Consider the following 20926-nt stretch of genomic DNA (forward strand, 5'->3'; position numbering starts at 1 on the left):
TATGGGCAGGAGATTTTTCAAGGGGGGAGCGCTTATTGCTCCCGTTCCTGCGGCTCTTGTGACCTGCGGCAGCGAGGACGGGAAGAGAAATGTTCTCACCGCTGCCTGGACGGGCATTGTGAATACCCGTCCCCCTATGGCTTATGTTTCAATTCGTCCCGAGAGGCATTCCCACGGCATAATTATGGAGACAGGGGAATTTGTCATAAATCTCACCACCTCCAAAATGGCGAAAGAAGTTGACTTCTGCGGAATGAAAAGCGGAAGCAAGTCGGATAAGTTCGCAAAATGCGGCTTTGAGACTGTGAAGGGGGAGACGGTAAGCTGTCCCGTTATCCTTGCCTCTCCCTTATCCCTTGAGTGCAGAGTCAGGAGCTTTGAGGAGCTGGGCAGCCACACCATGTTCATTGCGGACATTACGGGTGTCACTGCGGACGAGAGGTACATTGACAGCAAGGGGAAGATAAATCTCCAGCAGGCAGGGCTTATGGCTTATTCTCACGGGGAATATTTCGCTCTTGGGCGAAAGCTGGGCGATTTCGGCTTTTCGGTCAGAAAGAAGGGGGCCGGAAAATGAGGATAGTCGACTCTCACGCTCATTATGATGACAGCGCATTTGACAATGACCGGTATGAGCTTCTTGACGAGCTGTTTTCGGGGGATATATGCAAGATAGTCAATGTGGGCTGTTCGGTGAAAAGCTCTTATTCGTCAATTGCCCTTGCGGAGAAATATCCCGGGATATATGCGGCTGTGGGGCTTCACCCCGACTCGGCTGACGAGATCGAACACATTGACGAGATACGGGGATTATGCAGCCATGAAAAGGCTGTGGCTGTGGGTGAGATCGGTCTCGATTACCACTATGAAAACCACAGCAGAGAGGTCCAGAAGCGTGCCTTTGAGGAACAGCTGAAGCTTGCTTCGGAGCTTCAATTGCCCGTTATAATCCATTCCCGTGACGCATGGGAGGATACCCTCGATATACTGAGAAGATACCGTCCCACAGGCGTTATGCACTGCTTTTCGGGGTCTGCCGAAATTGCGCGGGAGATAGCCCGCATGGGTATGTACGTGGGCTTTACGGGAGTGGTCACATTTAAAAATGCGAAAAAGGCGCTGAAAGCCCTTGAAGTCATTCCCGCGGACAGGCTCCTTGCCGAGACGGACTGCCCCTACATGGCTCCCGAGCCGAACAGGGGAAAACGGAATTTCAGCGGATATATGCCATATACGATAGCGGCTATGGCGGCGGCAAAGGGAATATCTCCCGAGGAAATGGCTGAGATAACGGCGGAAAATGCCGAAAGGCTTTTCAGAATATAATTATTTTAGAAAGGAATATATATAATGGTAAAATATCATATTGCGGAATCGGAAAAAAGCGTCAGCCTCAATCTTGCTGTGGCGGACATATTCAGGACAAGACCTGAATTATTCAGAGATGATATCCGGATCGCCTCCTTCTTCGGCAGCCCTGCGGTAATGTGGAACGGCGGAAGAATGCTGCTGGGACCCTATAATCTCAATAAGACCAAGGCTATCCTGGACGGCTACAATTCCAGAGGGATACCCTACAGATTTACATTTACAAATCCCTGTCTTACGGAGGAGAGCCTGAAGGACAAGGACTGCAATGAGCTCCTTAATGTGGCGGACAACGGCATCAACGAGGTCATTGTCAACTCGCCGCTTCTGGAGGATCACATCAGAAAGACCCACCCCAATATGAAGATAACCTCTTCGACCTGCAAATGCATCACGGATATCGACGAGCTGAAGGCAGAGCTTGCAAAGCCCTACAGCCTTGTTGTGGCGGATTTCAATTTCAACAATAATTTTGAGCTGCTTGAAAAGCTGACTCCCGAGGAGCGCAAGCGCTGTGAGCTGCTTATAAACGCCCACTGCGTTCCCGGCTGTCCCAGGAGAAAGGAGCATTATCAGTACATCGGCGAGGTAATGCTCAGAGTTGACGAGATAAGAAAGATGACAAACGAGGAGAGGGCAAGAGCGGGCATTGAAGAATGGGAATGCAAGTACAGAGCCTTCAATCCCTTCTCCGAAACAAAAACAAAGCTGGAGATAGCTCCCGACGATGTTACGGGAAAATACGCCGAAATGGGCTTTGAAAACTTCAAGATCGAAGGCAGAGCTACCAATATAATGATACTCTGCGAGCAGATCGTGCAGTATATGGCTAAGCCCGAGAAAAAGGACGAGCTGAGATATGCGCTTATGATATCGGCGATAGAGTTCATTTATCTGAATTTCTGATAGATAATGATCTGCCGCACGGCTTTTACACAAGTCGTGCGGCAGCACTCGTTTACAAAAACGATGTGAAAATCATATGAAAATTTGTGCATAAAATCAATTGAAATTAAAATCAAAATGCTGTATAGTTATAGCATACCACGAAAACAACGCTGACAGGAGCGCAAAAAACTCCCGAAAACGAGGTTTTTGGGCAAAAAGTGTGCATAAAGGATAAAAACTGTGATTTAAATTTGTTGTTTATGTACATTGACATATCTGCCCGCAGGTGGTACAATAATATCGTGATACAACGTGAGCAGAAGCACGGTATCACAGCTATATTTGATTTCCATACATATTTGGAAATAAATAAAGAAAACCAAAACAAAACAAGGAGGAATTTTTCATGAACATGAAAAAGTCAATTGCCGGCGTAATGGCTGGCGCAATGGCCGTATCTGCAATGGCTGCTGTTGTATCCGCTGACCAGGATGCAATTTCTCTCACCTATGACCTCAAGACCTATGTAAACAATCCTAACCAGGACTCTGCTAAGGTTACTGTTGTAGCTAACTACGAGGGTTCTACAATCTCTGATGAGTCTGTAGCTGACGGTTACGTTACATTCGGTGTAAACAACGGTTTCATCACCGGCGATCCCCTTTACAACAAGAACGGCGTTAAGATCGGCGAAATGCACCTCGTTGGTCTCATGAAGGAGTTCGAGTTCACAGCTCGTCCTTACGCTGACGTTCACGATGAGAACAAGATCCTCGAAGAGAAGTACCAGACATATAAGGCAACAGGTTATGCTGATAATGTTGACGGCGCTTACTACAGAAAGGACCTCGATGACGGCGTTGCAGCATTCAACATGCCTATCGGCACAGGCGATGCTGTATACGGCAAGTTCGATCTCAGCAAGTATGACCTCTTCACTCTCGGTTACTCCGTTCCTGCAAACGCAGATGCTGCAGGTCTCGCACCAGTAACTAAGACTACTTACGGCGTAAGAGATGCAGTTGCTAAGATGACTTACACACTTCCTCACACTGTTTCCATCAACCAGGCTAACGGCTGGGGCTGGGGCGGTGACTACATGAACTGGAGCGTATGGCCCGCAGTTGGCGTAGTTACTGAGGAGCAGATCGACAAGATCGCACTTGAGTACTTCGGCATTTCCACATACGGCGACGTTACAATGACAGCTGACCTCTTCGTAAAGGGCTTCTGGACTGACGTTGCAGGCGTTAAGAAGGGTCTTATCTGGAACGATCACACCCTCGTTTCCGCTCCTACAACAGTTTCTGTTGGCGCTTTCAAGGAGGGCGGCGCTGCTGAGGCAGTTATCCCCTTCAAGACAACTCTCAAGCCCGGTTCTTCCACTTGGACTGTAAACAATGCAAAGGGCGAGGAAGAGAAGTATGTTACTAAGGAGAACGATGTAATCTGGGCTCTCCAGTCCCGCAAGGCTGGCGGTAACTACTACACAAGACCTCTCGCAGTTATCAACGACGCTATCGCTAACCACGACAACGTTGTATTCACATTCACTTCCTACAATGGTTATGTTGGTACTGAGAAGTCCCACATCATGAACCAGTGGGTAAACATCGACCAGGGTTACACATACCAGACTTCTTCCTATGACTGGTACAATCCTACCTTCGGTCAGCACCTCTACACAAACGTTGCTGACGGCTACAGCCTCTTCGACTCCAACGAGTACGATATGTACGGTTCTTACAGCTCTGCTTGGGGCATCAACCTCTTCACAGGCGCTGTTGTAGTTAACAAGGACCTCACAATGCAGCTTTCTGATACCGATACCTTCAACTGGGGCAACAACACCCTCTCCTTCGACTGGTTCGATATCATTGACGAGGGCAAGATCACTGACGCTAAGACATTCCTCAACACTATGCTCCTCTACACACCTGTTGACTGGTACTGGGATAGCCTCACAGTAGTAGTTTCCGATGATGAGGAAGAGGATATCGATGCTGGCGAGGGTCTCGACGGTGAAGGCGATGTAATCGAGGACGAAGAGCCCGAGGTAATCGAGGAAGAGCCCGAGATCGAGGAAGAGCCCGAGGACGTAGAGCCCGAGCCCGCTCCTGTTGAGCCTGCTCCCTCTCCTGCAACCGGCAACGCTCCTGTAGCTCTCGCAGTTATCCCTGTAGCTCTTGCTGCAGCTGCTGTAGTAGCTAAGAAGAGAGGCTAATCTCTTATCGAGATAAACCGAACTTCGGCGTAAGCTAAATAAGTTCAGCCGCCATCTGAGTTTTCAGATGGCGGCTTTTTATCTTGTGGGGTTATATTGCTGTCCTCTGCAAAAAATGCGGAGGATATTTTTTTATACAGTTTGAATAATTTCATATACACATATATGAGCAAAAAAATATACTAAAAGTAAATTTGACCAATAACTTAATCGTTTAACTGTACGAAATGACTAAAAAATCACAGCCAAATTATATACAAAAATCTGCATACTGACTTGACAACAGTTAGTGAAATTGTTATAATTATTATACGGGTCCATAGTTTTTCATTGTTCTCACTGAATATTTTTGTAAAATTACCATAAAGCTGTCACTTTGGGTAAGATAGCAAGTCCGTCAGAAGTCGTTTACATAACGGCCTGTGCTCTCGGTGATGATATGATAAAAATATCAAGAGTCCCTATTCTATACGAAAGGTGGTCAATCTTTTGTCAAGGAAATCAAGTCTAAAAAGGCTGCTGTCCGGTCTCACGGCTCTGATCATGTGCGCAACGGCGTTCCCTGCAACCGTTTTTGCAGAAAACGATGTGCTTACAAAAGCATCCGAAGCCTATGAAAATCCCGTTATCTCCTATGAGAAACAGACGACCTACAGCGAGTATTTCAACGAGTATTCCGACAAGGCCAGACCCAGAGACGAGATACCTCTCGAATATGTCTCCTGCGCAGACGGTGCTGAGGTCGAAGTCGGCAGCTACGAGGGCAAAGACGACGTAATTATCTGGTCAAATGAGGACGGCTCCCTTGATTTCAGCGTTAATGTTGAAAAAGCGGGAGCATATAATGTGGAGGTGTGCTACTATCCAATCACGGGCGGCAATACTACCTCCGAGATGTCCGTTCTTATCGACGGCGTGAGCCCCTTTGACACTGCAACGCGAATAAGCTTCCCCAGAACCTGGAAGTCTGCGTATCCTATAACGCCAAACGAGCGTGACAACGAAACACGTCCTCCTCAGATCGAGACTCCCATGTGGATAACCACTCCCTTCAATGATGCGGACGGTCTGTTCAATGAGCCTCTTTATTTCTATTTCGATGAGGGCGAGCATAAGGTAACTCTCAGCTCCGAAAAGGCTTCTGTGGCTATTGCCTACATCAAGCTCTATCAGTATGAGCCTGCTCCCGCATACACAGCTCCCTCCGACGACGAGCTTCGTGCAAATGCTGGTGCTGAGCCTATCCGTCTTCAGGGCGAGAATTATGCTTATACCAATTCTCAGACTATCTTCCCAACCTATGACAGAGGTACATATCTCACCGAGGACCATACCGGCAATCAGTCCCACCCCGTTAAGGAGCGCTATAATACCGTTGGCGACGGCACCTGGGATACTGCGGGACAGAAGGTCACCTGGGAGATGGACGTGCCTGCTGACGGATATTACAAGATCGGCATCAAGGGCAGACAGGACGTTATGAGAGGTCTGTACTCCAACCGCCGCATTTATATTGACGGTGAAGTGCCCTCTGAGCCCTTTGAGCAGGTAAAGTTCCCCTATGATACCAACTGGATAATGGTTTCGCCTACTGACAGCACAGGCGAGGACGCTTATGTTTACCTCACCGCGGGCAAGCATACCATTACTCTTGAGGCTATACCCGGAGAGATCGGTGACTCTATGCGCCGTCTCGACGATATTGTTTACGAAGCAAACCAGTACTATATGAAGATACTTATGATAACGGGCCCCAATCCCGATAAGTATACGGATTATTATGTACATAAGGAGATCCCCGAGCTTCTCGGAGTATGCGCAGAGCTTTCCGAAAAGCTCAAGGAGGAGCAGGAAACTATCGAGACACTTTCTCAGCAGAAAGGCTCCGAGGCTACCGCTCTTGCAAGACTTGCAGACGTTTTTGACCGCTGCATCGAAAAGCCCAATAAGATCCCTACCTATATTTCCAACTCCTCCATCAAGGATAACATCACATCTGTTTCCTCCTGGATGAGAGAGTACAGAGACCAGCCCCTTGAGATCGACTACATCGAGCTTATCCCCAAGTATGACGCTAAGGGCAAGGAAAGCAAGTTCACCACAGTCAAGGAGAATTTCTTCAAGGCTATGGGCTTCGGAATAAGAGGCTTTGTAGGTTCCTTCTTCGAGGATTATACCGTTCTTTCCGACTCCACCTCCGAGTCCATCGTTGTATGGTGCGGTCTCGGACGTGACCAGACTACTGTTGTAAAGCAGCTCACCGAGTCCGAATTTACTCCCGAAACAGGCGTTGATGTTTCCATCAACCTGGTTCAGGGTACCATTATGGAGGCAGTTCTTGCAGGAAAGGGCCCCGACGTTGCAATGTTTGTCGGCGGTGAGTTCCCCGTTAACCTTGCTATCAGAGGACTTCTCGTATCGCTTGACGATATGGAGGGCTTTGACGAGGTAGCAAGCCGCTTCCAGGATACCGCTCTCGTTCATTATCAGTATGACGGCAAGACCTATGGTATCCCCATTCAGCGTACATTCCCCATGATGTTCTACAGAAAGGACACCCTTTCCGAGCTTGGCATCGAAAATCCCCCCGAGACATGGCAGGATCTTATCGACATCCTTCCCGCTCTCCAGCGTAAGTATATGCAGCCCGGTCTTATCCTTCCCGGAAACGTAAACGGTACTGCCGTTGCGCCTTCCACCGAGGTAGGTCACACATTCGCAATGCTTATGCTCCAGTCCGGTCTCAACTACTATACTCCCGACCAGACCTCCACAAATTTCGATACCGTTGCAGCAGTTGACGCATTCGATATGTGGACAAGGTTCTATACTACCTATAATTTCGACCAGCAGTATGACGCATTCACCCGTTTCAGAACAGGCGAGGCTCCTATCGTTATCCAGAACTACTGCTCCTTCTACAATCAGCTGAATGTAGCCGCACCCGAGATCAAGGGCGCATGGGATTTCTGCCCCGTTCCCGGAACAAGACGTGAGGACGGCACCGTTTCCCACGCTGCAAACTCCTCAGGCTCAGGCTTTATCGTCCTCAAGGACTGCAAAAACGTTGAAGGCGCATGGAAGTACATCGACTGGTTCACCTCCACCGATACAATGGTTGAGTACGGTCAGAACGTTGAGGGCGTAATGGGTCCCCTCGGAAGATTTGAGTCCGCAAACGTTGAGGCTCTCCAGAAGCTCAACTGGGCAAAGTCCGACCTTGCAAAGATCAACGCTCAGCTTGCAGAGCTTGACGAGATCCCCATCATTCCCTCGTCCTACGTTGTTACACGAAGCATTATGAACGCATTCCGTTCAGTTGTTAACGACAACGACAATGCCCGTGAGACCCTGCGCTGGTACAACAAGGACATCAACGCCGAGATCACACGTAAGCGCAAAAATCTCGGTCTTGACGATTAAAATGAAGGAGGGCAATTACTTTGGCTGAAAATACCGTTAAAAAAGAAATTCTGCTCCCTTCGGAGAGAAAAATGTCAAGAAAGGAAAAGTGGGATTATACCCTTCACGAGATGAAGCGCAACTATATGTGCTACATAATGCTTGCGCCCTTTATGCTCCTTTTCCTGGTATTTACCGTTGTACCTGTTGTAATGTCGCTGCCTATGGGCTTTACCGACTTCAATATGGCAAGTCTCCCCAAGTGGGTAGGCTTTCAGAATTTCTACACAATGTTCCTTGAGGACGATGTTTTCATTCAGTCCATCAGAACAACACTTATCTTCGCAATATTCACAGGTCCCCTCAGCTATGCAATGAGCTTCCTGCTCGCGTGGCTCATCAACGAGCTTCATCCAACGCTGAAGACCATTTTCACACTTATATTCTACGCTCCCTCAATGGCAGGAAACATCTACTTCGTATGGCAGCTCATCTTCTCGGGCGACCAGTACGGATATCTGAACGCTTTCCTTACAGAGCTCGGAATTACCTCCAGCGCTATCCAGTGGCTCACCGACGGCAACTACGTTCTTCCCTGTGTTATCATCGTACAGCTCTGGGTATCCATGGGTGCAGGCTTCCTTGCAATGCGTGCCGGCTTCCAGGGCATCGACAAGTCCATGTATGAGGCAGGCGCTATCGAGGGTATCAAGAACCGCTGGCAGGAGCTTATCTACATCACCATTCCCTCAATGGGACCCTCCCTTATGTTCGCGGCTGTAATGCAGATCGTATCCGCATTCACTGTTGATATCGTGGGACGTATGCTGGCAGGCTTCCCCTCCACAGACTATAAGGTACATACCATTATGACTCACGCCTTTGACTACGGCTGGGTAAGATACGAAATGGGTTATTCGTCCGCCGTATGTTTTGTTTTGTTCGTTGTAATGCTTGTCTGCAATAAGCTCGTCGGCAAGCTGCTCGGCAAATATGTAGACTGAGTAAAGGGGTGAGCTAAAGTTGAAGAAAAACAAGAAAAATCTCAAGCCCTCAGAGCTTGCCGCTTTGCAGGCGGAGGAAAATGCAGCCGCCCTTGAAGCGCTGAGAAAAAGACGTGAAAAAGAGCATAAGAAAATGCTCAAGTCCAAAGGCTCCAACAAGCGAGTAGGCAAATCCTGGAAAAACGATATCGGAATTTTCCTTCTGCTTACCTTTATGGGACTGTTTATGATATTCCCCATCTATCTGGCAGTCGTAAACTCCATCAAGCCCGTTCAGGAAGTATTCCTTATGCCTCCTAAGCTCTATGCAATGGATCCTACCCTCAATAACTTCCAGGATCTGTTCAAGATCGCGAACAATTCCTGGGTACCCTTCTCAAGAAACGTATTCAACAGTATTATGGTAACAGTAGTCGCTACCGTTTTCCACGTGCTGTTTGCGTCCACAGCGGCATTTGTGCTTTCCAAGTGCAGATTTCCCGGAAATGCGCTTCTCAATGAGATAGTTGTCGTAGCCCTGCTGTTCAACTCTACCGTACTCTACATCATGCAGTACATGGTAATGGCATCACTGGGCATGATCAACACCTATTCCGCACTTATCCTGCCCATAATCGCAACGTCAATGGGTCTCTACCTTATGCGTCAGAGCATGACCACCATTCCCGACGCAATGATAGAAGCAGCCAAGGTTGACGGCGCGGGACTTATGCGTATATGCTGGGGCATAGTAATGCCTAACTGTAAGCCTGCTCTTATGACCATCATCATCTTTGAGTTCCAGACCTCCTGGAACCAGGCGGGAGGCGGTCTTGTATACGACGAGGCTCTCAAGACTATCCCTGTCGTAGTTCAGCAGATCGCCGCAGCGGGTATCGCTCGTCAGGGCGCAATAGCGGCTTCCGCAGTCGTACTGATGATCCCTCCCCTGCTGGTATTCGTTCTGGCACAGAGAAACGTTATGGAAACAATGGCACACGCAGGTATGAAGGACTAATTTCATACTGCCACAACTTAAAGAAAAGGGTGATGATATGAAAAGCTTGAAAAAGCTGATCGCCGCAGCAGGCGCAGGACTTATGCTTGCGTCAACACTTGCGGCAAATGTGACCGCTATGGAAAGCTATGACCCTTACAGCTATGACAGATGGGGCGACGCAGTCGCTTCACAGGTTGGATATGCCGCAGAGAAATTTGTGGACGGACAGTCCATAAAGGGTCTTACCGACTACGTGTCCTCAATGGAGGGCTACGAAGCGGCAAAAGCGGAATGGAAGGATAAAATGGGCCTTAAAGAGCCTGCTGACCTTTATCTTGCAGAGGATACAGGATATCTTTTCAAGGAAAATTCCGAAAAGAACCCCGGTACCTATATGTTCATAGCCGACAAGGGCAATGACAGAATAATCGTGACAGACCTTGAGTTCAATATGATAAAATATTTCGACAGATTTACCTACAACGGCGAGGAGCTTACCCTGAAAAAGCCCGAGGGCGTTTTCGTGGATAAGTATACAGGCTTCATCTATGTCTGCGATACCGAAAACAGCCGTGTATTAAAGACCGACATCGACGGAAACGTGGACTACATCTTTGAAAAGCCCACCTCAGAGGTTTATTCCCAGGACCTTACCTACAATCCCCGCAAGGTGGCTGTGGATAAGGCAGGAAATGTTTATGTGGTAGTAAAATCCGTAACAAAGGGTGCGGTAATGTATGATATAAACGGCGATTTCCTCGGCTTCTACGGTGCGAACCGAGTTGAGGCGACCTCCGAGATCATTATGAACGCTTTCTGGAACACCATCGCAACCGAGGAGCAGAGAGCACGTTCAACAAAAACCACCCCTATCGGCTTCTCAAACTTCGATATCGACGATGACGGCTTTATCTATACCGTTACAGAGTCCACCGAGGTAAGAACGGATACCGTCAAGAAGCTGAACCCCAGAGGCTCCAATATCCTTGCCTCCATCACCGCAAATGAAGTTACCTTCGGTGATATTTCCCCCGCATACTACTCCATCTACACCAAGCAGTCCACCCTCACCGACATCGACATCGGACCCAACGGCGAGCTGAATATCCTGGACTTTGCTCACGGCAGAATATTCCAGTACGATAAGCTTGCAAACCTGATGTTCGTAATGGGCGGCACAGGCGAGCAGCTTGGAACCTTCCGAAGCGCAGTTGCTATCGAGAGCTATGACAATATGCTTTATGTTCTCGATTCCAGAAAGAACAGCATTACCGTGTTCAGACGCACTGCATTCGGCGAGATCGTTACCGAGGCTACAAACCTCTATAACTCAGGCTACTACGAGGAATCCGAGGAGCCCTGGAGAAACGTTATCAAGTATGACGGCAACTACCGCCGCGCATACATCGGTATAGGCAACGCACTTCTCAATAAGGAGGAGTACAAGGAGGCAATGAAGTACTTCAAGATCTCCATCAGCCGAAACCGCTACAACAAGGCATACGAGGGCTACAGAGACCAGATCCTTCAGAAATATTTCACTCCTGCGATCATCATTATCCTTGTAGTGATAATTGCGTGGACGGTTCTCAAAAAGCTTAATCAGAAGGGAATAATCACATTCCCCTGGCAGAGAAGGAGAGGTGCGTAAAGTATGTTGGATCTTACCCAGGGACAGTTTGTCAAGCACGTAGTTATGCACCCCTTTGAGGGCTTCGAGGATCTGAGATGGAAAAAAGCAGGCTCTATGAAGATAGCCATCGGCATCGTCTGCCTGCTGTTTATCCAGTCGCTGGCATACAGCAGACTGTACGGCTTCCAGTATTATTCGGATTATGACAAGATTTTCAACATTGTTCCTTATATATTCCAGAGCTTCGGAATATTCCTGCTCTATGTGGTCTGCAACTGGGCGATGTGTACCCTGTTCGACGGCGAAGGCTCTATGAAAAATATTTTCATAGTCACAGCATATTCGCTGATACCGTACATAGCAGGCTATCTGATAGGAACGGTCCTTTCCCATTTTCTCATCAGAGACGAGTATATTTTCATACAGTGCTTTGAGATAATCGGAACGGCATGGACGGTGGTGCTGTTTGTTTCGGCAATGAAAGCCGTTCATCAGTTCACATTCGGAAAGACTCTGGCGCTTATCCTGCTCACATTGGTGGCAATGGTGCTGGTAATATTCCTGCTGGTTCTTCTTCTTACTCTTTTCCAGCAGGTGCTCATATTCCTCTTTACCATCTATACTGAGCTTTCCTACAGATTGAGAGTATAAAATTCATAAGGAAAAGTGGTGAAAACAATGCATTCAAAGCTTAAAAGATCTCTTTCGTTTCTTCTCTGTTTATCAATGCTCCTGACAACGGGAGCCGCAAGCGTGTTCTGTGAGGACGCTCCCGAGGAAAGCGCAGCTTCCGAGGAGGCAGAGTCTGCTGAAGAAGCTGACAGCTCCGACAAAGAGGACAAGGAGGAAAAAACTCCCCGAACAGAGGATGAAGCATTCGAGCTCATGGAGGAGGTTGACTCCAACGAAAACCTGAAGCTCTATATGAACACGAAAGAGAATACAATAATGCTGGAGGACCTTAATACAGGAGAAAAATGGTGGTCAAACCCCGTCGATCTCCAGACCTCCAACGCAAAGAAGGGTCAGAAGGACGAGCTTGCTTCGGGAATGACCCTGATATACGCATCCCCTGCCGACCGAGCAACTACCATTCTTAACAGCAAGGGCAAGGGCAAGACAAAAATGAAAAAGTCGGGCAAGACTATCGAGATAACCTACACCTTCTCCGACCCCGGCATAACCGTTCCCGTTACCATATCCCTTGAAAAGGATCATATGAAGCTGTATGTGGACACTGCCGCAATTGAGGAGCAGAATCCCTCCACCGTCAGCGGAAAGCTTACAACAGACCTTGCTTTTATGACCACCTTCGGCGCAGCAGGCCTCGAGGAAGACGGATACTTTGTAGTACCCGACGGAAGCGGTGCCATAATCAACTTCAATAACGGCAAAACAGGTCTCAAGACCTATACAGGCAAGGTATACGGCAGAGACATCACCGCCGTAAAGACTCAGAAGCAGGCTACCGTTCAGAAGGTAAGCCTCCCGATGTACGGCATTGTTAAAGGAAACAGCGCAATGATGGTAGTAGCCGATAAGGGCGACGCCTGCGCAAGCATCAACAGCTATGTTTCCAACCAGAACAATACCGACTATAACTCCACCTACTTCGATTTCGAGCTCAGAACTCAGGACGAGTACCTGATGGGCGGCGAATCCAGCCCCCTGAAGGTTTTCGAGAAGAGAGGAATACGTATCCCCGAGATCGAGCTTCGCTACTATCCCGTATCCAGAGAGGACAAGAGCGATGTGGACTATACCGATATCGCAGCCCGTTTCAGAAAATATCTTATTGATGAGAAGGGCGTAGAGGATAAGGATCTTACCGATAAGAACTCCCTTTACCTGGATATCTACGGCGCAACACTGAAAAAGGAGTCTGTAGCAGGTCTCCCCGTTACAGTAAAGCAGCCCGTTACCACATTTGCAACAGCCAAGTACATACTTGAGTGCCTCAACGGTATGGGCGTTGACGATATGGTCGTTGCATACAACAACTACAACAATGACAATATCGGCGAGAAGATAGCGGATTCCTTCAATCCCTCCTCAAAGCTGGGCGGCAAGAGCAAGTACAATGCTCTGAGCGAATATGCGTCCGCAAATAACATCGCCCTCTTCCCCGTTGTGGACAATCAGCAGTTCAAAACAGGAAACGGCTACTGGAATATGACCAACACCTCCATCAGAGTGTCCAACGCATACGCTCAGATACCCGTTTTCGACCTTGCTCACGGCATCGAGAACAAGTATTACAAGTCACTTTCCCTCTTTACCCCCGCTTCCTATGACAGAGCCTTCGGTAAGCTCATCAAGAGCTATAACAAGAAGAATGTGACAAACTTCTCCTTCGGCTCCCTGGCAAATACGATCTACGGCGATTACGGCAAAAAGGCTGTTTCCCGTGAAAATGCAAAGGAGATCGTTCAGGGAATTTACAGCAGCGCAAAGCAGTCAGGCTCCGTTCTTTCGGATAATCCCGCGGCATACGTTCTGCCCTACACCGATTACATCACGAACGTTCCTCTCTGCTCCAGCAAATTCGACATTTTCGATGCAGATATCCCCCTCTATCAGATGGTGCTTCACGGCGTGACTCCTTACTCCTGCACCGCAGTAAACGGCGACGCAGACCTTGATATCGCTTCCCTTATGGCAATAGCTTCGGGCAGCAATATCGGCTTCGATATGGTTGGAACGGAAGCCAGCGAGTTGAAGGACACCAAGCTTGACAAATACTTCTACGGCTACTACGCAAACTGGGTAAACGAAGCCGCAGGACTTTACAAGCTGGCAGACGATGTGCTTTCACCCGCAGCGGACAGCACCATTTCCTCCTACACTGTTTCGGAGGACGGCAGCGAGATCACAACGGTCTACGATAACGGCTATACCACCGTTGTTGACCTTGATGAGCGCACCGTAAAGGCAGACGGCAAGACCTATAAGCTTACCGACTATATCGGAGAGGAGGTAATCGGCGAATGAGACTGAATTTATCCTATGAGAAGAAAAAGGGACTTTACGGCTACGGCTTCATAGCACTGTGGTTCATCGGTTCCCTGATGTTCTTCATCATTCCCGTTATCAAGTCCTTTATCTACTCGTTCTTTGACGTAAAGCCCGATGTAGGAGCTCTTGTAATGAGCCCTGTGGGTCTTGACAACTACAAGAGAGCCTTTATGGTAGACCCCGACTTCCGCAAAAACCTTATGGAAGTGCTGGGAGCCACCCTCTGGCAGACACCTATCATCATCATATTCTCCCTCTTCGTTGCGATAATCATCAACCAGAAGTTCAGAGGACGTACCTTCGCAAGAGCGGTATTCTTCCTCCCCGTAATCATTGCAACAGGTCCCGTATACGCTATCATCACCAATAACCTGGACACCAGCGGAACAGCGGACGCGGACCAGTTCTCCACAATGTTCTCCGCAGATATGGTAGACCAGCTGCTTGAGTTCGTGGGAATTTACGGCTTCAACGATAAGCTGACGGAAATGCTCTCCACAATGACCTCGGATATCCTGAACCTTGTATGGAAGTGCGGTATCCAGATAATCATCTTCCTTTCAGCCCTCCAGGGAATACCCACATCGGCAAAGGAAGCCGCAGCCATCGAGGGAGCTACCTCCTGGGAATTTTTCTGGAAGATAACACTTCCCTATGTATCCCCTATGATCCTTGTAAACCTTGTTTATACCATCATCGACACCTTCACAGACCCCACCAACGTGGTAATGGAGCAGGTGCTTTCGGTACAGGACGACTGGAAATACGGTTTCTCGGCGGCAATGGCATGGAGCTACTTCGCCATAGTGCTTGCGGCAGTAGGAATTATCTTCCTCATTATGAACAAGATCGTTTACTACGATGACTAAGTTAAGGAGTTGGAAAAAATGGCAGAAAACACAATAAAAGCAACAGCTTCCGACTTCCTTAAAAAGGTCAAGCCGGAGAAGCCTCCCAAGGAGGTAAAGCGTTCCCGCAAGGAGGAGCGTGAACGCTTCAAGAAGCGTCTTTCCACCCTCACCCCCGCAGAGCAGAAGTATCTCAAAAGGAAAAGAGCCTTTGAGACCCTCTGGCCCATCTGCCGAGGACTGCTGGTGTTCGGACTCTGCTTCGTAATCATCTATCCTCTCATCTATATGATAACAGCGGCATTCCGTCCCCGTTCGGAGATGAATGACCCCACCATCATCTGGATATCAAGGACCTACACTCTCCAGAACATCAAGGACGTTATCCGAGTAATGGACTTCTGGAAGACCTTAGGAAACACCCTGTTCATCAACATCGGCTGTTCCATAGTACAGGTAATAACCTGCGCCATCACAGGCTACGGCTTCGGAAGATTTAACTTCAAGGGCAAGAACATTCTCTTCGGCGTGGTCATTCTTATGATCCTCATGCCTGCGCAGATCATTCTTATCCCCCAGTATATGTTCTTCCGTTACTTCAACCCCCTTGGCATATGGCACGCCGTAACAGGCAACTACATCAACCTCATCGACAACGCCCTGACAATGTATATGCCTGCCCTCATGGCAAACGGACTTCGTGCAGGTCTGTTCATCTTCCTCTTCCGTCAGTCCTTCCGCGGACTGCCCAAGGAGCTGGAGGACGCCGCATATCTGGACGGCTGCTCACCTCTGGGCACATTCGTAAAGGTAATGATACCCAACGCAGGCTCCACCTTCCTCACCGTATTCCTTCTTTCCGTTGTATGGTACTGGAACGACTACTACATCTCCACCTCGTTCTTCACCAACAACAGCACCATCGCTCTCCAGCTCAAAAACCTGAACGCTTCTCTTACAAGAGTGCTGTTCAACAACGGTACCATAAAGGTAAACGCAAGAGAGCTTATCGTGTGGATGGAGTCGGGCTGTCTGCTTTCCATCACGCCTATCCTTGTAATGTACATCTTCCTGCAGAAGAACTTTACCGAGGGTATCGCCCGTTCGGGTCTCACAGGTATGTAATACTCCCCGAGTTGAAAACGGCGTAAAGAAAATTTGCTTCAAGATATCCTGCGGCAGGAGTTGCTGCCGCAGGGTAAATATAAAAGTGAATAAAAAAGAAGTGCCGATTTAACCGTTATTTAATTATGCGATTAAACCGGCAGTTCCTTTTTATTCAAAAAAAGAATACATCGGAGGATAAATTATATGAACTCTCAGAATAATAAATTTGACCCATCAAAGGATCTCTGGTACACCCGCCCCGCCGCAAATTGGGACGAAGCATTGCCCGTAGGAAACGGACGAATGGGCGCAATGATATTCGGAAAGCCCGAAGACGAGCTGCTGCAGCTCAACGAAGACTCCATATGGTCGGGAAGCTTCCGAAACAGAAACAACCCCAAAGCATATGATAACCTTGAGAAAATACGTGAGCTGATAAGCGAGGGAAAAACCGAGGAAGCGGAAGCAGTCTGCTCAGATGCATTTTACGGTACCAATGACCAGCAGCGCCACTACCAGCCCTTAGGCGACCTGCACATCTGGCAGAATGCCCCCGAATACAGCGGATACAAAAGAGGACTTTCCCTTGATAAGGCAGTTTCCGGGACTTGCTTTACATCTGAAGGCGTGACCTATACCCGTGAAGTTTTCGCCTCCCACCCCGATGAATGTATGATCGTCCGTTTCACCGCCGATAAAAAGGGCAGTATATCCTTTACCGCAGCCATCGACGGCAGAGACGACAATTACGATAAAAACGAAGCCTATGACGATAAGACTGTCCTCTTCACCGTTTCCGACGGCATACCCTATGCCTGCGCCATTACGGTAGCATCGGTGGGCGGCGAATGCGGCACCGACGCAAACCGCCTTGTCTGCAAAAATGCCGACGAAGCAATGCTTATAATAGCCGCTCAGACCGCATTTCGCACAGGCGAATACGAAAAGCTCTGCGTATCTCAGGCAAAAAGAGCCGCAAGAATGACCTCCGAACGCCTCTTAAAGCGGCATATCGAGGATTACTCCGCCCTTTTTGACCGCTGCTCATTTTTCCTTTACCCCGGGGACGGAGTAAATTCCGACCTCCCCACCGACGAGCGCCTCAAAGCCGTAAAAGAGGAAAATGCAATTGACAACGAGCTTGTTGCTCTCTATTTCAACTTCTCCCGCTATCTGATGATATCAGGCTCAAGAGAGGGCACCCTTCCCCTTAATCTCCAGGGACTCTGGAACAAGGATATGTGGCCTGCCTGGGGCGGAAAATACACCGTCAACATCAATACCGAGATGAACTACTGGGGAGCCGAGCTTCAGAACCTTTCCGAATGTCATACCCCTCTCTTTGACCACATCGAGCGAATGAGAGAAAACGGCAGAGTGACCGCCCGAACAATGTATCACTGCGGCGGAACTGTCTGCCACCACAATACCGACATCTGGGGCGACACCGCCCCCCAGGACAAATGGCTTCCCGCAACTCTCTGGCCCATGGGAATGGCATGGCTCTGCACACACATATGGGAGCATTACCTTTTCACAGGCGACAAGGACTTCCTTTCGGAGAAATTCGACACCCTCTGCGAAGCCGCAGAATTTTTCGCAGATTTCCTCACCGAGGACGAGAAGGGCAGACTGGTAACAAACCCCTCCGTCTCCCCCGAGAACACCTACTACGTAAATAACGGCAGCGGCAAAACGGGAACTCTCTGCAAAGGTCCCTCAATGGACAGTGAGATACTCTATGTGCTTTTCACCGCCGTAATATCCTCCTCAGCAATTCTGGGCGAAAGAAAAGACTTTGCGGATAAGCTTTGCGGTATGAGAGACCGTCTCCCCAAGCCCGAGATAGGCAAGTACGGTCAGATAATGGAATGGGCGGAGGACTATGACGAGGTAGAGCCGGGACACCGCCATATCTCCCAGCTGTACGCCCTCTATCCCGCCGATATGATAACCCCTACCGATACCCCCGACCTTGCGAAGGCAGCAAGAGCGACCCTTGAGCGCAGGCTTTCCCACGGCGGCGGACATACAGGCTGGTCGAGAGCATGGATAATCAATATGTGGGCAAGACTTCTTGACGGCGAAAAGGTGGGAGAAAACGTTCATGCGCTCCTGGCTCACTCTACAAGCATAAATATGTTCGATATGCACCCCCCCTTCCAGATAGACGGAAATTTCGGCGGCGGCGCAGGCATTGCCGAAGCGGTAATGCAGAGCCGATATGATGCCGTATCGGGCATTGCTAAAATAAGCCTGCTCCCCGCACTTCCCCCCGATTGGAAGCACGGCAGCGTGAGAGGAATGAAAGCCCGCGGCGGCTTCACAGTCCATTTTGACTGGTCAGATGGCAGGATCACAAAAGCCGAGCTGATTTCCCACTGCGCAAACAGGGTATCCCTGCGTGTAAAGGGCGATATCCTCGTCACCTGCGGCGGAGAAGAGGTACAGCTTACTGAAAATAAAGGCGCATTTGAATTTGATACAGAGGTCGGAAAGCGCTACAGCATTTCGGCAAGATGATTTTCGGAGAATGATATGATAGAATTTTACAAGCCCGACAGGCATACAAATCCTGCTCCCCAAGAGGAGCGTGAAACCCGAACAGCCTATGCGGAACCCGAGAATATCCGCATAGTTGTGGATAATGATACCCCCCCGAGAGAAGCGGATACCATCGGTCAGACAGCGCCGACCCGACAGGGCAGCATACCCTCGCCCGCATCGGCGCAGCAGACCTATTCCCCTCTCGACGACATAGCCGACACCGCCAGAGCATACGGCGAGCGGATAATGGAGGAGATAAACCCCGGGGCAGGTGGCTTCAGCACCAAGCTCAAGAATAAAAACATATCCATCCTGCTCTGTGTCCTGTTCGGCATTTTCGGAGCCCACAGATTTTACGAGGGAAAGATCGCCACGGGAATACTCTGGGCTTGTACGGGAGGCGGCTTTGGCATCGGCTGGATAATCGACCTTATAATCCTTATCAACAAGCCGAAGTATTACGAGCCCTGAAAAACTCAAGGAAAGGACGGTTAAAAAAATGGCTCTTAACAGCTTTGCGGATTTCGGCGAAATGCAAAGATCCGTTTTACAGGAAATATGCAATATGGGAGCAGGCAATGCCGCTACCGCCCTGTCCGAGATGATATCCGCAGCAACGGATATCTCCACCCCCCAGGTAAAGGTGCTTCCCACAGCGGAGGCAGGAAAAATAGCCGACCTTCTCAGCAGAGGAACGGAAGCTTTTCTGATAAAGCTCAGCTGCGATATGCAGGGAGCGGTGCTTTTCATATTTCCCTATGCATTTATCGAGCGGCTTGCAGGTACATTTTTTCCGGGAGCGTCGGTAAAGGGGAAGGGGGACGTTGATGAGATGGTCTCCTCGGTGGTGAGGGAAACGGTGAACATCTGCGCCGCCTCATACGCCAACAATTTCTCCATAATGTCGGGAATGACGGTGGACATATCCGTCCCACAGAGCGTGACCGCCCCCTCGGCTGAGATAACGGCGGTAAATCCGGGAGCGGTAAATTCCTGCTTTGTGAACAACTCCATAACCATAAACGACAGCGGCAAGTCCTTCAATATCCTCTTTTTCCCCGAGCTGAAAACCATACAGGATTTTATGGGCAGGATAGGAGTAGAGTGCTAAACGGCTTTGCGGGCTTAGATTTATTATAGCACAAACGTGTCAAAATGTCAATAAACAAATTGTAAACATTTGTGCGAATGTGCCGAACAGCTTAACATAAAAAATCTGAGGGAATAAAAAATATGAAGAACAACAATGAAATTCTTGAAGCCCTGCTTGAAGAAAGCATAAAAATATTTCCCGAGCATTATGCTCGTATCGAAGAAAAAGCCCGTACGCTTTACCTTGAATTCAGTAACCGGGAAGAGGGAAAGCCAAAAGAGATAACAATGCATACAGTAAGGCAGATATACCCCTGCATTGCATTTTATAAAGCTGTTATCGACCAAACGGGTCAGCAGGAAACGGCATATAATATAATAGACGGATATTTTAAAAAACGCGCCGGAGCGTCCGCAAAATTTTTGCAAAAAATTTTAAAGATACCTTTTGTGTATAATATTGTCCCGAATATTATGACCGTAGTTATCCGCAAAATATTCGGCAGAAAATCGGGATTTGAAATGACGGAGCATAAAACAGAGGGAAAAGTGTGCCATATCGATATGCTCATATGTCCTTATTATTCGGCTTGTTCTGCCTGTGGGTGTGCCGAGCTTACTGTGGCATTTTGCAATTCGGACGACGTGGCATACGGAAATTTACACCCAAAGCTTTCATGGGAGCGCAGGAAAACTCTCGGAAGAGGCGATGACTGCTGTGATTTTATATTAAGGGTCAAGTGACAGCAGGCTGAGCCTGCTGCCGCTCGTTCTATAATTTATCCGGGCGGCAAACGGGCGGCTCGGTAACGTTAGTAT

General features: G+C 48.8%; 16 protein-coding genes. All 16 read left to right on the forward strand.

Annotated elements, in window-relative coordinates:
* The first annotated feature begins 1 nt into the window (after position 1).
* The 16 genes from ACI4J0_RS03750 (at position 2) to ACI4J0_RS03825 (ending at position 20851) form a co-directional block, all read left to right on the forward strand.
* Positions 2 to 577 carry a flavin reductase family protein gene (locus tag ACI4J0_RS03750; RefSeq protein ID WP_439764479.1) on the forward strand — a complete coding sequence of 192 codons (576 nt, stop codon included), beginning with the start codon at positions 2 to 4 and terminating at the stop codon, positions 575 to 577.
* A complete protein-coding gene (locus ACI4J0_RS03755; protein WP_439764480.1) occupies positions 574 to 1326 on the forward strand; it encodes a TatD family hydrolase in 753 nt (250 codons plus the stop codon). The genes ACI4J0_RS03750 and ACI4J0_RS03755 overlap by 4 nt, the downstream gene beginning before the upstream one ends.
* A gap of 24 nt (positions 1327 to 1350) precedes the next feature.
* Entirely contained in the window at positions 1351 to 2274 is a 924-nt protein-coding gene (locus ACI4J0_RS03760) for a hypothetical protein (RefSeq protein ID WP_439764481.1), read from the forward strand.
* 676 nt (positions 2275 to 2950) lie between these two features.
* The gene (locus tag ACI4J0_RS03765; protein WP_439764482.1) at positions 2951 to 4480 is read left to right on the forward strand and encodes a hypothetical protein; all 1530 of its coding nucleotides are present in this window, start codon (positions 2951 to 2953) and stop codon (positions 4478 to 4480) included.
* 489 nt (positions 4481 to 4969) lie between these two features.
* Positions 4970 to 7903 carry an extracellular solute-binding protein gene (locus ACI4J0_RS03770; protein WP_439764483.1) on the forward strand — a complete coding sequence of 978 codons (2934 nt, stop codon included), beginning with the start codon at positions 4970 to 4972 and terminating at the stop codon, positions 7901 to 7903.
* 20 nt (positions 7904 to 7923) lie between these two features.
* Positions 7924 to 8886, forward strand: a complete 963-nt coding sequence (locus ACI4J0_RS03775) for a carbohydrate ABC transporter permease (RefSeq protein ID WP_439764484.1) — start codon at positions 7924 to 7926, stop codon at positions 8884 to 8886.
* Between the two features lie 19 nt (positions 8887 to 8905).
* Entirely contained in the window at positions 8906 to 9883 is a 978-nt protein-coding gene (locus ACI4J0_RS03780; RefSeq protein ID WP_439764485.1) for a carbohydrate ABC transporter permease, read from the forward strand.
* A gap of 37 nt (positions 9884 to 9920) precedes the next feature.
* Positions 9921 to 11516, forward strand: coding sequence for a hypothetical protein (locus ACI4J0_RS03785; protein ID WP_439764486.1), 1596 nt, complete (start codon positions 9921 to 9923; stop codon positions 11514 to 11516).
* A gap of 3 nt (positions 11517 to 11519) precedes the next feature.
* Positions 11520 to 12149, forward strand: coding sequence for a Yip1 family protein (locus ACI4J0_RS03790; protein ID WP_439764487.1), 630 nt, complete (start codon positions 11520 to 11522; stop codon positions 12147 to 12149).
* 27 nt (positions 12150 to 12176) lie between these two features.
* Positions 12177 to 14489 (forward strand): DUF5696 domain-containing protein, encoded by a 2313-nt coding sequence (locus ACI4J0_RS03795; RefSeq protein WP_439764501.1) that lies wholly within the window; start codon positions 12177 to 12179, stop codon positions 14487 to 14489.
* On the forward strand, positions 14486 to 15382 hold the full coding sequence (locus ACI4J0_RS03800) for a carbohydrate ABC transporter permease (protein WP_439764488.1): 897 nt from the start codon (positions 14486 to 14488) through the stop codon (positions 15380 to 15382). The genes ACI4J0_RS03795 and ACI4J0_RS03800 overlap by 4 nt, the downstream gene beginning before the upstream one ends.
* An 18-nt stretch (positions 15383 to 15400) precedes the next feature.
* Positions 15401 to 16486 carry a carbohydrate ABC transporter permease gene (locus tag ACI4J0_RS03805; protein WP_439764489.1) on the forward strand — a complete coding sequence of 362 codons (1086 nt, stop codon included), beginning with the start codon at positions 15401 to 15403 and terminating at the stop codon, positions 16484 to 16486.
* Positions 16487 to 16672: 186 nt separating this feature from the next.
* Positions 16673 to 18991: a glycoside hydrolase family 95 protein gene (locus tag ACI4J0_RS03810; protein ID WP_439764490.1), complete on the forward strand. Its 2319-nt coding sequence runs from the start codon at positions 16673 to 16675 to the stop codon at positions 18989 to 18991.
* Between the two features lie 15 nt (positions 18992 to 19006).
* On the forward strand, positions 19007 to 19486 hold the full coding sequence (locus ACI4J0_RS03815) for a TM2 domain-containing protein (protein WP_439764491.1): 480 nt from the start codon (positions 19007 to 19009) through the stop codon (positions 19484 to 19486).
* 28 nt (positions 19487 to 19514) lie between these two features.
* A complete protein-coding gene (locus ACI4J0_RS03820; RefSeq protein WP_439764492.1) occupies positions 19515 to 20126 on the forward strand; it encodes a chemotaxis protein CheC in 612 nt (203 codons plus the stop codon).
* Between the two features lie 122 nt (positions 20127 to 20248).
* Positions 20249 to 20851 carry an L-2-amino-thiazoline-4-carboxylic acid hydrolase gene (locus ACI4J0_RS03825; RefSeq protein ID WP_439764493.1) on the forward strand — a complete coding sequence of 201 codons (603 nt, stop codon included), beginning with the start codon at positions 20249 to 20251 and terminating at the stop codon, positions 20849 to 20851.
* The last annotated feature ends 75 nt before the right edge of the window (positions 20852 to 20926 follow it).

It is taken from the genome of Huintestinicola sp. (assembly GCF_051882455.1).
In the GTDB taxonomy this organism is placed as follows: Bacteria; Bacillota; Clostridia; order Oscillospirales; family Ruminococcaceae; genus Huintestinicola.